This window comes from Micromonospora sp. NPDC000089, assembly GCF_042899365.1.
Lineage (GTDB): Bacteria > Actinomycetota > Actinomycetes > Mycobacteriales > Micromonosporaceae > Micromonospora.
This window is the reverse complement of the sequence record NZ_JBIAZT010000001.1, coordinates 470,302-483,804: the sequence shown is the minus strand read 5'-3', so window position 1 is coordinate 483,804 and position 13,503 is coordinate 470,302. Positions and strand designations below refer to the sequence as shown.

The window sequence follows — 13,503 nt, the reverse complement described above, 5'->3', positions numbered from 1 at the left end:
CGTTCCGCGCGGCCGGATGGTTCCACGCTCAACCCGCCAACGCGTCGCCGACCGCGTCGACCAGGTCGGTGCGGGCCCGGGCCACCCGGGAGCGGATGGTCCCCACGGGCACCCCCTCCACGGCGGCGGCCTCCGCGTACGACAGGCCGAGCAGCTGGGTGAGCACGAACGCGCCCCGGCGCTCGGCGGGCAGCTGGCGGACCAGGTCGGCGGCGCCGAGCTGGCCGGCCGGGTCGGGGTGCGGGTGGGCGGTGTGCGCGTCCGCCGCCAGCCGCTCGTCGAGCCGCCGCCGGCGGACCACGGTGCGCAGGTGGTCGGCGCAGGCCCGCCGGGCGATGCCGAGCAGCCAGGTCCGTACGCTGGAGCGCCCCTGGAACGACGGCAGCGCCCGGAACGCCCGCAGGTACGTCTCCTGGGTCAGGTCGTCGGCGTCGTCCGGGTCGACCAGCGCGGCGGTGAAGCGCCACACCTCGACCTGGGTGGCCCGGACGAAGGCGGCCTGGGCCAGCGGATCACCGTCGCGGGCGGCGAGCGCCCAGCTCGTCGCCGACTCCCGGCCAGCGTCCTGCCGCGCGCCGGTACGGCCGGCGGCGGCGTCGCGCGGGACGGGGATCACGACAGCCGAGGGTACGCGGCGAGACGCGCCGCGGCAGGGTCCTTCGCCCCTTTCCATGGCGCCGGTCACGTCGGGAACTTTTCCCCGCCCCCGCCCGACTACCTGCTCATGACGTGCGACGACGTACGGGTGGCGCTCTCGGCGCGGCTGGACGGCGAGGACCCGCAGGCTCCCGCGGAGGCGCTGGACGCGCACACCGACGCGTGCCCGGACTGCCGCTCCTGGCTGGCCCGGGCGGAGCAGGTGACCCGGCTCACCCGGATCCGCTCGGTGCAGGTGCCCGACCTGACCGCCCAGGTGCTGGCCGCGGTGGCCGCCGACCCGGTGCTGGCCCGGCGGGCGCCGGCGGCGGTCCGGGCGGCCCGCCGGCAGCTGTTGCGGATCGCCGTGGCGGTCGCCGCGGTGGCCCAGCTGGCGATCGCGCTGCCGATCCTGCTGGCCGGGCTGGGCGTGGCGACCACCCCGCACACCAGCCGGGAGATGGCGTCGTTCGACGTCGCCCTCGCGGTGGGCTTCGCGCTGGCCGCCTGGCGGCCCGAGCGGGCCCGCGCGTTCCTGCCGGTGGCCCTGGTGCTGGCGGTCTGCCTGGCCGGCACCAGCGCGATCGACATCGCCAACTCGACCACCGCGCTGGTGCACGAGGTCGGTCACCTGGCCGCGGTGGTGCAGGCCGGGCTGCTCTGGGCGCTGGGCCGGGTCAGCGGGGACCTCGACCGGCCCCGGCCGGCGGTGGCCGCGGCGGGGCGCTGGTGACCGCGGCCGGCACCCCGACCGGTCTCGTGCGGCGGAGTGCTGTGCGATGGGCGAGCATGATCGCTATGAATCTGCCCGATCGTCGCTGGCCCGTCCGGCTCGGGGCGGCCGCCGGCCTGTTGGTCGCCCTGCTCGCGCTGCTGCTCGCCCCGGCTTCCCCGGCCAGCGCCCACGCCGTGCTGATCAGCACCAGCCCGCAGGCCTCGGCGGTGGTGCCCGGCGCCCCGGCCGAGGTGGTGCTGACCTTCAGTGAGACGGTCCGCCAGGTGCCCGGCAAGATCCGGGTGATCGCGCCGGACGGCACCCGGGCCGACCGGGGGGAGCCGACGTTCAAGGGCGGGGTGGTCACCGTGAAGGTGGACCCGTCCGGCCCGCGCGGCACCTACCTGGTCAGCTACCGGGTGATCTCCGCCGACAGCCACCCGGTCCCGGGCGCGTTCACCTACTCGGTCGGCGCCCCCTCCACGCCGCCCGCCGACTCCGGTGGCGACAGCCGGGCCAACCCGACCGTGGAGACCGCGGTCAAGGTGGTCAAGTTCCTCGGGTACGCCGGCCTGCTGCTGGTGGTGGGCCCGGCGCTGGTGCTCGCCGCGCTGTGGCCGTACCGGCTGTCCCGGCGCGGTCCCGCCCGGCTGCTCTGGGGCGGGGTCGGGCTGTCGGCGTTCGCCGCCCTGGCCGAGCTGTGGTTGCAGGTGCCCTACACGGCCGGGGGTGGCCTGTTCGCGGTCACCGGCTCGGGGCTGTCCGACACGCTCGGCAGCTCGTTCGGGGCGACCCACCTGGTCCGGCTGGGCCTGCTGGCGGCGGCGGTGTTCCTGCTGCGGCCGTTGGCGTCCGGGCCGCTCGGCCGCACCGACGGGATCATCCTCGGCCTCCTCGGGGTGGGCGCGCTGTTCACCTGGCCGCTGGCCGGGCATCCGGCGGCGTCGCCGGCGCCGGCCGTGTCGGTGGTGGTGGACGCGGTGCACCTGGGCGGCATGGCGGTCTGGCTGGGTGGCCTGGTGATGCTGGCGGTGTTCCTGCTGCGCCGCGCCGACGAGCGGGAACTGGGCGCGATCCTGCCGATCTGGTCGCGCTGGGCGGCGCTCGCGGTGGCCGCGCTGCTGCTCGCCGGCACGGTGCAGGGGCTGATCGAGGTGGGCAGCGTGGGCGCGCTCACCGGCACCCGGTACGGCCGGCTGCTGCTGCTCAAGATCGGGCTGTTCGTGCTGGTGCTGGCGGTGGCCGCGTACTCCCGGCAGCTGGTGCGGCGGCGCACCGCCGCGGGCCGGCCGACGTCCATGCGGCGGGCGGTCTGGGCCGAGCTGGCGATCACCGCGATCGTGCTCGGCGTCTCGGCGAACCTGGTCGAGACCACCCCGGCCCGCACCGCGGCGAGCGACGTGGCCGGCGCGTCGTCCGGCTACTACTCGACCACGCTGACCAGCTCGATCTACTCGCTGCAGGTCGAGCTGGACCCGGCCGAGCGGGGCAACAACTCGATGCACCTGTACGTGTACACCAAGGACAACCGGCCGCTGCCGGTGGTCGAGTGGAAGGCCACCGCGGCGCTGCCGTCGGCCGGCATCGAGCCGATCGATCTGCCGCTGCTGTTGCTGACCGACAACCACGTCACCGGGGAGATCAACCTCCCGGCGGCCGGGGAGTGGCAGTTCCGCATCACCGTCCGCACCTCCGAGATCGACCAGGCCACGGTGACCGCCACCGTGCCGATCAAGTAAGAAGGGCTCTCGATCAGATGATCCGTCTCCGGCGCTCCGCAACCGCCGCCGCGCTCGCGTTCACCGCCGCCACCGCGGCCGTACTGGGCCTCGCCGGGCCCGCCTCGGCGCACGTCACCGTCAACCCGCAGGAGGCGACCCAGGGCGGCTACGGCCGGTTCGCCTTCCGGGTGCCGGACGAGAGCGACTCCGCCGCCACCACGAAGGTCGAGGTGACGCTGCCGGAGAACGCGCCGGTCGGCTCGGTGTCCACCATGCCGGTGCCCGGCTGGACGGTGGTGGTCCAGAAGCGCAAGGTCGACCCGCCGATCGACGTGCACGGCAGCCAGCTCACCGAGGCGGTGTCGAAGCTGACCTGGACCGCGGCCGGTGGCGGCGGGGTCAAGCCGGGCGAGTTCCAGGAGTTCCCGGTGTCGATGGGCCCGCTGCCGCAGGTCGACAAGATGGTCTTCAAGGTGCTGCAGACCTACTCCGACGGCAAGGTGTCCCGCTGGATCGAGGAGCCGACCGCGGGTGGCGAGGAGCCGGAGAACCCGGCGCCGGTGCTCACCCTCACCGCCGCCTCGGCGTCGGCCGCGCCGGTCGCGCCCGCCGCCGCCTCGTCGACGGCCGCCGACGACGAGGACTCCACCGGCGTCGCCACCGGGCTGGGCATCGCCGGTCTGGTGGCCGGGCTGGCCGGCCTGCTGCTCGGCGGCGTCGCCTTCGCCCGGACGCGTCGGCGGCCCACCCCGCAGGCCTGACCGTTCCGTCGGCGGGCCGGACCGGCCCGCCGACGGTCGGCCCGCGACCCGTCGGGTCCGGGCCGGCGTGCCGATATCCGCAGATCAGGGCCGTCGCGTCGGTAAGGTCGGCCGGGTACCCGGTCACCGAAGGAGACGGAACGGATGCGGTTCGTACGCGCGCTCACCGGTTTGCTGCTGCTCGTCGTCGGGATCCCGGCGCTGTTGATCGGCCTCGGGTTGTGGTCGGTCGACCGGCAGGCCGGCCCGGACGACGCGTTCGGCGCCCGGGTCGAGCCGGTGCGGACGGCCGGTCGGGCGGTGGTGGTGACCGACGTGGACGCGCTGCTGCGCGACGCCGCGCCGTTCGCCCGCGACGGGCGGGCCGGCCTGCGGCTGACCGCGGCCACCACCGACGGGCCCGCCTTCCTCGGCCTGGCCCCGACCGTCGAGGTGCGCCGCTGGCTGGCGGACGTTCCGCACGCCACGGTCGACCGGGTGACGCCCGCGCGCGGCCCGCTGCCGGTCCGGCTGCGCGAGACCGCCGGGTCGCCGACCGCCGTCCCGGCCGTCCCCCTCGACCAGCACTTCTGGGTACGCGAGGGGATCGGCGCGATCCAGTGGAGCCCCGCCGAGCTGTCCGGCCGGGGGCTGAGCCTGGTGGTGATGCGCCCGGACGGCGCGGCCGACCTCGCCCTGGACATGGGGGCCGAGCTGCGGGTCGGCTGGCTCGGCCCGGTGGCCTGGGGGCTGCTGGCCGGTGGGCTGCTGCTGATCGCGTCGGCCGCGCTGGTGCTGCTGCGCCCGGTGCGCCCCCGCGAGGTGGTCTTCGTGGTCGAGCCGGACCAGGTGCCGGTGCTGGCCGGCCGGCTCGGGGTCAGCTCGCTGAGCGGGTTGGGCCGCCCGACCCCGGAGCGGGAGCTGGTGGCGGTCGGTACCGCCACCGAGCCGGGCCGGCCCGCGATCGGCGCGGGGCCGACGAACCGGCCGGCCACCCTCGCCGACCTGCCGCCGTGGCCGCCCGAGCGGCCGGACGACGCCGAGCGCTGAGCGGCCGGACCGCCCGGATCGTGCGCCGGGCGGGCGACCGCGGTCGCCCGGATCGTCCGCCCGGATGTGCTCAGCGGTCGGTGGGGCGTGCCCGTGCGTCGTCGCCGCGGCGTACCGGCAGGGTCACCAGGAGCAGCAGCGCGAGCAGCACGTACTCGTTGCGGAAGACGAACCCGCCGAGGGAGTCGGTGGGCACCGGCGCGATGTCCCACTTCTGGAAGGACACCACCCCGTAGCCGGTAAGGGCCACGGTGACCGCAGCGAGGGCAGCGAACCACCAGCGGCTTCGTCGCCCGGCCGGGTCCGGCCCGGCGCGCAGCGCGGCGTCGACCAGCACCACCACCGCCGGCACGAACCAGTAGATGTGGTGGGTCCAGGTGATCGGGCTGACCAGCCCGCCGACCAGCCCGGTCAGGGTGATCCCGGTGAGCTCGTCGCCGGCCCGGGCGGCGCGGGCCGCCCGCCACAGGCCGTACCCGGCGACCAGCACCACCAGCAGCAGCCAGAGCAGCTGGGAGGCGCGCTCCGGTGCGGTGAGCCGGTTGAGCAGCCCGAACAGCGACTGGTTGCCGGTGTAGTCGGGCCGGCCCACCCGGTCGGAGTCCCACAGCTCGTGGGTCCAGAACCGCCACGAGTCGCGCGGCGCCACCGCCGCCGCGAGCAGCGTCGCGACCGCCGCCGTCACGGCGGCCACCGCGGCGGCCCGGAAGCGGCGGGTCACCAGCAGGTAGACGATGAAGATGCCGGGAAACAGCTTCAACGCCGTGGCCAGGCCGACCCCCACCCCGGCCCAGCGCCCCGCCCGGGGCACGGCGAAGAGCAGGTCGGCGAGGATCAGCACCACCAGCAGCATGTTGATCTGACCGAAGGCGATCGTCTCCCGGGTGCCCTCCATGGCGATCACCAGCAGCACCGCGACGGTCATCGTCGACACCCGGGGCAGCCCGTGCCGGGCGATCAGCGGCGCGACCAACCAGCGGGTGGTGACGACGACGCCCACCACGGTGAGCACCACGAACGTGCCGATGGTCAGCCCGAGCGGCAGCAACCCGAACGGCCAGAGCAGCAGCGCGCTGAACGGCGGGTAGGTGAAGTAGAGCTGGCCCTGCACATCGTCCGGCTGGACGTAGTCGTAGAGCGGATGACCGGCCCGCCACCAGTCCATCGCACTCATGTAGATCTTGAGGTCGAGGAAGTGGTGCCGCAGGTTGCGCTCGTAGAGGAACGGCAACGCGGCGACCAGCGCCAGCACCACCACCACCCACAGGGCCGTACGGCTCCGCTGCTCGGCGGGGGCGACGGCGGGGGGAGCGGCGGGTTCGGCTGGCACGGGAAAACCCTAGCGGTCGGCTCCGCCGCAGGTGCCGAGGCGCGGCCAGCCGGGTGGCGCGTAGTCTGGCCCGGTGGGAGACCTACTCGTCTGGATCGACTGTGAGATGACCGGGTTGGATCTCGGCAGCGACGCGCTGATCGAGGTGGCCGCGCTCGTCACCGACCCCGACCTCAACGTGCTCGGCGAGGGGGTCGACGTGGTCATCCACGCCGACGAGGCGGCGTTGGAGGCGATGCCGGAGATCGTCCGGACGATGCACGCCAAGTCCGGCCTGACCGACGAGGTCCGCCGTTCCGCGGTCACCCTGGCCGAGGCCGAGGACCGGGTGCTGGAGTACGTCACCAGCCACGTGAAGGATCCGCGCAGCGCACCGCTCTGCGGCAACTCCATCGCCACCGACCGCGGGTTCATCGCCCGGGACATGCCCCGCCTCGACGCGCACCTGCACTACCGCATGATCGACGTGTCCTCGATCAAGGAGCTGTGCCGGCGCTGGTATCCGCGGGTGTACTTCGGCCAGCCGCAGAAGGGCCTGGCGCACCGGGCGCTGGCCGACATCCGGGAGAGCATCCGGGAGCTGGAGTACTACCGCCGGACGCTCTTCGTACCGCTGCCGGGGCCGGACGTGGAGACGGCCAAGGCCATCGCCGCGCAGCTCTGACCGGCGCGGGCCTGCCCGCCGCGCGGCGGTGCGGAACCCGCTGGACGGGGCCGCCCGGGGTGTGGCTATTATTAGTCCGCATCCGCCCGGGGGACCGGCGCGGACGGCATGGTGGCTGTAGCTCAGTTGGCAGAGCACCGGGTTGTGGTCCCGGTTGTCGTGGGTTCAATTCCCATCAGTCACCCCAGAACCGGAAGCCCCCTCCTCGCGGAGGGGGCTTCCGGCGTTTCCGCCGCCGGTCAGGTGCTCGGCGTGGGCTCCGGAGTGGCGGTCGCGTCCGCGCCGCCCGGCTGGTACGGCAGGGCGCTGCCCTTGACGTACTCGTCCCAGCTCATGTTCCAGTCGGTCCAGCCGTTGCCGTTCTGCAGCTTGCGCTCGGTGCCCTTGACGGTGATCGGGTCGCCGATCCGGGTCTGGCCGAACAACCAGTTGCCGTCGGCCATCGAGACGTTCACGCAGCCGTGCGACACGTTGACGCTGCCCTGCTGCCCCTCCGACCAGGGCGCGGCGTGGATGAACTCGCCGCCCCAGGTGAGCCGCTGGGCGAAGTCGATGTCCGTCCGGTAGCCGTCCTCGGGGCCGAGCTCCGCGCGGGTGTCGAAGACCGTCTTGCGCAGCTTCTCGATCACCACCATGGTGCCGCTGGAGGACGGGGTGCTCTTCTTGCCGAGGCTGACCAGGATGGTCTTGATCACCTTGCCGTCCCTGGTGACCGTCATCCGCTTGGTCTTGTTGTCCACCACCATCACCAGCGACGGGCCGATCTTGATGTCGACGGAGAGGTCGGAACGGCCGTACCAGCTGTCACCCAACGGCACCCCGGCCGCCCGGACCTGGTACGACACGGTGCTGCCGGCCTGCCAGAACTCCTTCGGGCGGTAGCGCACCTCGGTCGGGCTGACCCAGTGCCAGATGCCCTCCTGCGCGGGGGTGGAGGTGACCGTCATCCGGCGCTGGATGTCGTCCCGGTAGTCCTTCGGGATGGCCCGGCCGAACTTCACGATCAGCGGCATGCCCACGCCGACCACCTGGTTGTCGCCGAGGAAGCTGGTCACCCGTACCTGGTTGGCGGGCTCGGCCATCACGGTGAACGCGCTGGTCGCGGTGGCCGGTCTGCCGTCGTCGCCGGTCGCGGTGACGGTGGCGGTGTACTTCTGGCCGTACTTCAGGTTGCTGGCCGGCACCCAGCTCCTGCCGTCCGCGGCGAGGGCGCCCTCGACGGCCTGACCGGACGCGTCGGTGAGCTGCACCGCGGTCTCGGTGGCGTCCTTCGTGGTGAAGGCGATGCCGGCGGTGGCCGGCACGTCGGTCGCGTCGGCCTTCGGCGCGGTGATGGCGGCGGCGGCCTTCGGGGCCGCCTCGCCCGCGCTCGGCCCGCTCGACGGCTTGTCGCCGCCGGAAGAACTGGTGCACCCGGCGGTCAGCGCCAGCGCGACGGCGACGAGCCCCGCCGCGAGCGCGCGGCGCCGACTCTGCTGGTCCTGGACAGCTCGCATGATTTCCTCACAGTCGTGGTCCCCGACACCCATCGTCTCTCACTGACGCGTGGAAGTGCTGTCCGGTTGCGGGGGGTGAACCACGACACGCCGACGGGCCTGCGGGATCGCCGGTAAAATGAGCGGATTTCATGCGGCGTCCCCGTCGGGGGACCGGTCGGGGCCGGCCCCCACGACGGGGTGCGGTCACAACAGCGGGCCCGCGCCGCCGTCGGGGACCGGCAGCGCGCTGCCCTTGACGAACTGCGACCAGCTCATGCTCCACGCCGTCCAGCCGTTGCCCGGCTCGAGCGTGCGCTCGGTGCCCTTGACGGTGATCGGGTCGCCGATCCTGGTGCGGTCGAACAGCCAGCGGCCCGCCGCCATCGACACGTTGACGCAGCCGTGCGACACGTTCTCCCGGCCCTGCTTCCCCTCCGACCAGGGGGCCGCGTGGATGTACTCGCCGCCCCAGGTCAACCGCTGGGCGAAGTCGATCTCGGTGCGGTAGCGGTTCTCCGGCTTCGGGTCGTCCATGGTGTCGAAGACGGTCTTCTCCAGCTTCTCCATCACCACCATGGTGCCGCTGGAGGAGGGGGTGCTCTTCTTGCCCAGGCTGACCGGGAACGTGCGGGTCAGCTTGCCGCCCTCGTACACGTCCATCTTCTTGGTGGCGTTGTCGACCTTCATCACGAAGGAGCGGCCGATCGTGGCGCTGGCCGACCGGTCGACGTTGCCGTACCGGCCGTTGCTCAGCGGGATGCCGGCCAGCCCGATCCGGACGTCGAGCTTCGTGCCCGGCCGCCAGTACTCCGGCGCCCGGTAGTAGGCCTGGGTGCCGTTGTAGACCCAGTGCCAGGCGCCCGGCTGCGGCGGGTCGGTCTGGACGAACATCCGCTTCTGCACCGCCGCCCGGTCCTTCTTCGGGATGCCCGGGTGGAACTCGACGACCACCGGCATGGCCACCCCGTACGACTTGTCGTCGAAGAGGTAGAGCCCGGAGTTGATCATCGAGCCGGGCTTGCCCATGGTGGTGAACGTGCTGGTGCCCCGGCGCTGCTCGCCGCCGGCGCCGGTGCCGCTCACCGTGGCGGTGTAGCGGGTGCCGTACGCCAGCGGCTTCGCCGGCACCCAGGAGGAGCCGTCCCGCCGCATCCGACCGGCGACCTTGTCGCCGCCCGCGGAGGTCAGCGTGACCTCGGAGACGGTGCCGCCCCCGGGGAGCTTCGCGCTGATCTCCGTGCTCACCGGCCGGCCGCTCGCCCCGTCGGCCGGAGTCACCGCCAGGGTCGCGACCGTCGGCGGGACCGTCTGCTCCGGTGTGGCCGACGCCGTTGCGGTGGCGCTCGGGACCGAACCGGTGCCGCCGACGAACTCGGCGTCGTTCTGCTTCTTCTTGTCGCCGCACCCTGCCAGTGCCAGCGACGTCACCAGGACCAGGGCGCATACCGCCGCCCGGCCCCGCGTGAACCTGACCATCCCCACCCCTGTCCTCGCGTGCCTGGCGCTCATGGTGCCGCATGCGGGGCGTCCCGCCGATCCCGTCCGAGGCGTGTTAAGGGTGTTCGTGGGTCTATGTCCGTTAAGCTCGGCCGAAGGGGGGAGCGGGATACCGGGTTGGAACGCCCCTCGGTGCCCGTGCTAATCTTTCTTCCGTTGCCGACGAGCGCCGCTAGCTCAACTGGCAGAGCAGCGGACTCTTAATCCGCGGGTTCGGGGTTCGAGTCCCTGGCGGCGCACCAACGAGCAAGGCCCTGACCTGGCGGTTCTCTGCCGGTCGGGGCCTTTTTCGTTCCGCTGCGCCGGCCCGTGCGGTGCGGCACCGCTCGGTCAGACGTCCCCGGACGTCCCGGAGTGCGGGCGAGATACTCTACTGAAGCGATGGGGATAGTAGGTGTAGTCCGCGGGGTCTAAGGAGTGGATCCATGGTCAGGTCCCTGTTCAGCTTCCCGAACCCGGTGAACGAGGTGGCGGCCCGTGTCGTCGCCGGCGGGGTGGTTGCCCTGTCCGTGGCGGCGATCGTGTTGGCCCAACCGTGGCTCACGGCCGTCATCGCGTACGGGTTCGTCGCGCGGGTGCTCACGGGCCCGAAGCTCAGCCCGCTGGGCCTGCTCGCCACGCGGGTGATCGCGCCGCGGCTCCCGCTGCGGGAGAAGCTCGTGCCCGGTCCGCCCAAGCGGTTCGCCCAGGGGATCGGTGCCGTGCTGAGCACCACGGCGGCCGTGCTGGCACTGGGTTTCGGGCAGGATGTCGCGGCGTACGCCGTGCTGGGGGCGGTGATCGTGGCAGCCACGCTGGAGTCGGTCTTCGGCTTCTGCGTGGGCTGCACGATTTTCGGTGGACTCATGCGTCTCGGCTGGGTCCCCGAGGAGGTCTGCGCCGAGTGCAACGACATCTGGAACCGCGGCGCGACCTCGCCGGTCTCGCGGCCCGCGCAGCCGCAGGTGCGCTGAGGCGGACGCCAACCCAGCCCGGGTTACGCCCAGGGGCCGCGCGACCACCGGCGATCGTGGACGGCACGCCGCGTGCGTCAGCTGGATGGCCGCTTCGGCAGCAGCAGCTCCTCGTGGTCCAGCTCGCGCTCCAGCACCCGCAGCTCCTCGTCGGGCAGCCGGCCGGAGTCGCGCCAGCGCACCAGCTCCTCGCGCTGCGCGTCGATGGTCGCGCGGCGCACGCGCAGTGCCGTCTCGTACTCGGGTGAGGTGGGCAGCTCGGCCGAGCCGCTCTGCTCGAGCAGGTCGAGCCGGCCGCGGTAGCGCGCCAACCGGGTCAGCAGCTGGGTGCGGATGGTGTTCACCGCCACCGCGCTGTCCGGCTCGTCGGCGACCACGGCGTCGAGGCGGGTCAGGGCGGCCTGGACCGCCGCCGAGCGGGCCTCGTTGCGTACCCGGGCCTGGTCGGTCTCGTTGGCGCGCAGGCCCAGCATCCGCACCAGCGGCGCGAAGGTCAGGCCCTGCCCGACGAGGGTCACCAGGACGACCACGAACGTGCAGAACAGCAGGAGGTCACGGTCGGGGAAGGGCGCTCCGCTGTCGGTGGTCAGCGGCAGTGTGAAGATCGCCGCCAGGCTGATCACGCCCCGGGTGCCGGCCCAGCTCAGCGCCGTCACCTCCCGGGGGTTGAGCCGGCGGGCGTTGCGGTCCGCGCGGGCGAGCTGGCGGGCGCTGGCGGGCTCGTCGGTGTCGTCGGTGTCGGAGATGCCACCGAGCCGGGTGTGCAGCGACCGGGGGAGCGACTGGATCAACACCAGCCAGGCGGGGCGCAGGAGCAGCACCACGCCGACGGAGACCGCGACGGCGATGACGATGGTCGACGTCTCGTACTGCCGCAGGCCCCGGACGACCTCGGGGAGCTGCTGGCCGATCAGCAGGAAGACGAAGCCTTCGAGCAGGAAGTCGACCAGCCGCCACACCGCGTTGGTCTGCAACCGGGCGGCCCCGGAGCCGAACTGGGGCGTCTGGTGGCCGACGATCAGCCCGGCGACCACCACGGCGAGCACCCCGGAGACGTGCAGCTCCTCGCCGAGCAGGTAGGCCACGAACGGTGTGGCGAGCGAGATCGCGTTGGACAGCAACGGGTCCGCGGTGAGCGGCTGGGCCAGCCGCTTCGCCCAGGCGACGGCCAGCCCCACGGCGACCCCGCCGACCGCCGCCAGCACGAACTGCGCGACGGCCGCGGGGAAGGAGAACTCGCCGCCCACGGCGGCGGCCACCGCGACGCTGAGCATGGTCAGCGCGGTGGCGTCGTTCAGCAGCCCCTCACCCTGAATGATGGTGACCAGCTTCGGCGGCAGGTTGACCCGGCGGCCCACCGCCAGGGCGGCCACCGGGTCGGGCGGCGCGACGGCGGCGCCGACCGCGATGCCCGCCGCCAGGGTCGCCCCGGCGACGAACAGGTGGAACCCGACGCCGACCAGCAACCCGGTGAGCAGCACCAGCACCACGGAGAGGCTGACCACGATGCGCAGGTTGCGGCGGATGTCCAGCAGCGAGGAGTCCAGCGCGGCACTGTAGAGCAACGGCGGCAGCACCACCATCAGCACCAGGTCGGGGTCGAGGCCGATGTTCGGGCCGGGCAGCAGCGCGTACGCGATGCCGATGAGCGGCAGCAGCGCGGCCGCCGGCAGGCCGGTGTGGGACGCCACCCACCGTACGGCGACGATGACCGCGACGGCGGCGAGCACGAACAACAACGTCGAATGGGTGCTCACCTCGACCGAGGCTACCGGTTACTGCGATCATGGTGCGATGCGGGGAGCGGCATGAGCATCACGTCCGTGATCAACTACAAGGGCGGGGTCGGCAAGACCACGATCACCATGAACCTCGGCGCCGAGCTCGCCGCCCGTGGCCGCAAGGTGCTGCTGATCGACCTGGACCCGCAGGCCAGCCTCACCTTCTCGTTCTACCCGGCCGCCGAGTGGGAGACCGACCTCGCGTACGACCGGACCATCCTGCAGTGGTTCGGCTCGGTGCTGGCCGACGAGCCGACCGGCGCGCTGCACCCGTACGTGCTCACCCCGGGGCCGGTCAACGCGCTGCTGCCCGACGGCGGCCGGCTCGACCTGATCGCCTCGCACCTGCAGCTCGTCGACGTCGACCTGGACCTCGCCGCGGCGCTCGGTGGGTCCCGATTCCAGCACGGCAGCCCACACTTCCTGCCGCTGCACCGGGCGCTCGCCGACGCCCTCGCCGCCGACGAGTTCGACGGCTACGACGACATCCTGATCGACTGCGCGCCCAACTTCACCATGGTCACCCGGACGGGCATCGTGGCCAGCGAGCACATCCTGACCCCGGCGAAGCCCGACTACCTGTCCACGCTCGGCATCGACTACCTGCGCCAGAAGGTGTCCGAGCTGGTCCGGGACTTCAACCGGGTGGCCGCCCCCGGCCCGACGATCGACCCGCAGTACCTGGGCGTGGTGTTCACTATGATCCAGTACGCCGGGGGCAATGCGATCACCGCGTCCCGCAACTACATGAAGCTCACCGACAACCTGGAGGTCCCGGTGTTCCGGCAGACCGTCCGGGAGAACAAGACCCTGTTCGGCACGGCCGGCGAGCGGCACCTGCCGGCCGTGCTGGTGCCGAACGCCAACGACCGGGTGCAGTACGAGCTCCAGCAGCTGGCCAGCGAGTTCCTGGCCCGCACCCGCCCCTAGAAGGAGAG

Annotated in this window: 12 protein-coding genes and 2 tRNA genes; 9 read left to right on the top strand and 5 right to left on the bottom strand. The window is 73.0% G+C overall.

What is annotated here, in order from left to right:
- Window positions 1-28: 28 nt before the first annotated feature.
- Window positions 29-616, bottom strand: coding sequence for a sigma-70 family RNA polymerase sigma factor (locus ACFY3U_RS02255; RefSeq protein ID WP_387193439.1), 588 nt, complete (start codon window positions 614-616; stop codon window positions 29-31).
- Window positions 617-724: 108 nt separating this feature from the next.
- Between ACFY3U_RS02255 and ACFY3U_RS02250 the strand changes: the two genes are divergently transcribed.
- The 4 genes from ACFY3U_RS02250 to ACFY3U_RS02235 all read left to right on the top strand — a co-directional run bounded on the left by ACFY3U_RS02250 (window position 725) and on the right by ACFY3U_RS02235 (window position 4,862).
- Window positions 725-1,369, top strand: a complete 645-nt coding sequence (locus ACFY3U_RS02250) for a zf-HC2 domain-containing protein (protein ID WP_387193436.1) — start codon at window positions 725-727, stop codon at window positions 1,367-1,369.
- A gap of 65 nt (window positions 1,370-1,434) precedes the next feature.
- Window positions 1,435-3,090: a copper resistance CopC/CopD family protein gene (locus tag ACFY3U_RS02245; protein WP_387193433.1), complete on the top strand. Its 1,656-nt coding sequence runs from the start codon at window positions 1,435-1,437 to the stop codon at window positions 3,088-3,090.
- 17 nt (window positions 3,091-3,107) lie between these two features.
- Window positions 3,108-3,833: a YcnI family protein gene (locus ACFY3U_RS02240; RefSeq protein WP_387193430.1), complete on the top strand. Its 726-nt coding sequence runs from the start codon at window positions 3,108-3,110 to the stop codon at window positions 3,831-3,833.
- Window positions 3,834-3,977: 144 nt separating this feature from the next.
- Entirely contained in the window at window positions 3,978-4,862 is an 885-nt protein-coding gene (locus ACFY3U_RS02235) for a hypothetical protein (RefSeq protein ID WP_387193427.1), read from the top strand.
- A gap of 70 nt (window positions 4,863-4,932) precedes the next feature.
- On the opposite strand, the gene ACFY3U_RS02230 is transcribed toward ACFY3U_RS02235, so the two are convergent.
- Window positions 4,933-6,192 carry a glycosyltransferase family 87 protein gene (locus ACFY3U_RS02230; protein ID WP_387193425.1) on the bottom strand — a complete coding sequence of 420 codons (1,260 nt, stop codon included), beginning with the start codon at window positions 6,190-6,192 and terminating at the stop codon, window positions 4,933-4,935.
- 73 nt (window positions 6,193-6,265) lie between these two features.
- On the opposite strand from ACFY3U_RS02230, the gene orn reads away from it, so the two are divergent.
- Together orn and ACFY3U_RS02220 are read left to right on the top strand one after the other, a co-directional pair.
- Window positions 6,266-6,856, top strand: a complete 591-nt coding sequence (gene orn / locus ACFY3U_RS02225) for an oligoribonuclease (protein ID WP_387193422.1) — start codon at window positions 6,266-6,268, stop codon at window positions 6,854-6,856.
- Window positions 6,857-6,967: 111 nt separating this feature from the next.
- Window positions 6,968-7,043, top strand: a tRNA-His gene (locus ACFY3U_RS02220).
- A gap of 52 nt (window positions 7,044-7,095) precedes the next feature.
- Here ACFY3U_RS02220 and ACFY3U_RS02215 read toward each other — a convergent pair.
- On the bottom strand, window positions 7,096-8,352 hold the full coding sequence (locus ACFY3U_RS02215; RefSeq protein ID WP_387193419.1) for an Ig-like domain-containing protein: 1,257 nt from the start codon (window positions 8,350-8,352) through the stop codon (window positions 7,096-7,098).
- 186 nt (window positions 8,353-8,538) lie between these two features.
- On the bottom strand, window positions 8,539-9,810 hold the full coding sequence (locus ACFY3U_RS02210; RefSeq protein ID WP_387193416.1) for an Ig-like domain-containing protein: 1,272 nt from the start codon (window positions 9,808-9,810) through the stop codon (window positions 8,539-8,541).
- Between the two features lie 187 nt (window positions 9,811-9,997).
- Here ACFY3U_RS02210 and ACFY3U_RS02205 point away from each other — a divergent pair.
- Window positions 9,998-10,073: transfer RNA gene (locus tag ACFY3U_RS02205), tRNA-Lys, on the top strand.
- Between the two features lie 183 nt (window positions 10,074-10,256).
- Window positions 10,257-10,784 carry a DUF4395 domain-containing protein gene (locus tag ACFY3U_RS02200; protein WP_387193413.1) on the top strand — a complete coding sequence of 176 codons (528 nt, stop codon included), beginning with the start codon at window positions 10,257-10,259 and terminating at the stop codon, window positions 10,782-10,784.
- Window positions 10,785-10,861: 77 nt separating this feature from the next.
- On the opposite strand, the gene ACFY3U_RS02195 is transcribed toward ACFY3U_RS02200, so the two are convergent.
- Window positions 10,862-12,541, bottom strand: coding sequence for a Na+/H+ antiporter (locus ACFY3U_RS02195; protein ID WP_387193411.1), 1,680 nt, complete (start codon window positions 12,539-12,541; stop codon window positions 10,862-10,864).
- A 51-nt stretch (window positions 12,542-12,592) separates the two neighbouring features.
- On the opposite strand from ACFY3U_RS02195, the gene ACFY3U_RS02190 reads away from it, so the two are divergent.
- Window positions 12,593-13,495: a ParA family protein gene (locus ACFY3U_RS02190; RefSeq protein ID WP_387193409.1), complete on the top strand. Its 903-nt coding sequence runs from the start codon at window positions 12,593-12,595 to the stop codon at window positions 13,493-13,495.
- The last annotated feature ends 8 nt before the right edge of the window (window positions 13,496-13,503 follow it).